Below are 1,187 nucleotides of genomic sequence, written 5' to 3' on the forward strand. Positions count from 1 at the left end.
TTGTTTATTTATTATTGAAATATGATTTTTCTTGTTGTCGTAAAATCGTTTTCTAAAGTTATTTTCACTAATAGAACCTGATTAGCTGATGGCAGGTTTTGGATCTGTAATTCGGTACTGCCAACTTTCTTTTTAGTGTAAATCAGTTTTCCGGTGATATCATAGATCGTAACTTCTTTGATGTTTTCTTTTGAGCAAACAAGATTGATTACCTTATTTTTTACCGAAACTAAAATACCATCTTCCTGATTTTCAAAATCCCCGGTTCCTAATGTTTTGGCAGTATATCTCAAGACCAGTCGATCTGTAAAAGTTCCGATGGTAGTTTTAAAAGTATAGTTGCCGGTTCTTAGATCATGAAGAGCCCCTGTAGTTTTATCTTCGATATAAATAGCCTGATTGTTCATATTGTCATCAACTTCATCGATCGAGATGGTATAATCGCCCTCAACCGTAGTTCTGTAACCCAGTGGAACAATATCAGTATCTGTAAACGGCAGTGCGCGTCCCTGAATTACAAATTTCTCCGTGTTACTTACGCTATAAAAATCAAGGTACGGATTGGCATCAAAAGAAAGTCCGTCATATTTGGTATCATAATCATTAGTTGCGCCTTGAATGTAACCCACCAGTAATTGCTTGAAAGCTCCTGCTTCATTGGCCATGTTTAACCAGATACGATGCTTTTCTATCGCCTCTGTTTTTGAGGTATTTGCAGTTCTGAAAAACTGACCATTATTAGTTCCGCCTACACGCATACCATTGTTGAAGTTTACCTTTCCTCCCGGGCTTAGCACATTTACATAAAAGGCCTGTCCTGCGGCAATAAATCCTGTTGGCTTTTTACCGTAATCCAATGCCGGATTAGAATTATAAGCCGGATCTGATTTTGCAGATACTCCGCCACTTAGATTATAAGCCGCATAATCATCTACGGTATATTGCTGTGTTGGTGTTGGTTTTGCCGGGGTATTGTGTGTCCAGAAGTAAATGGTTCCATTCAATATCGCATTCTGACCTATAAGGTCATCGGCACTTAAAGCAGATGGATAAGGATTTCCTATTAAATGGTAATTTCCGGCTATTAATACTTCTCCCTGCAGGTCCCCATTATTAGGAACGCCTTTAAAAAGGGCAGTAAAAGTTTGTCTGGTGAGATTATTGTAAGTGTCCGGACCACGAATGAT

Annotated in this window: 1 protein-coding gene; it reads right to left on the minus strand. The window is 38.5% G+C overall.

Features of this window, described 5'->3' with window-relative positions; genetic code table 11:
- Nucleotides 1-11: 11 nt before the first annotated feature.
- Nucleotides 12-1,187: T9SS sorting signal type C domain-containing protein (locus ACHRWY_RS27490; protein WP_395359211.1), on the minus strand; the 1,176-nt coding region annotated here is incomplete at its 5' end.

Source organism: Flavobacterium sp. FlaQc-48 (genome assembly GCF_044007335.1).
In the GTDB taxonomy this organism is placed as follows: Bacteria; Bacteroidota; Bacteroidia; order Flavobacteriales; family Flavobacteriaceae; genus Flavobacterium.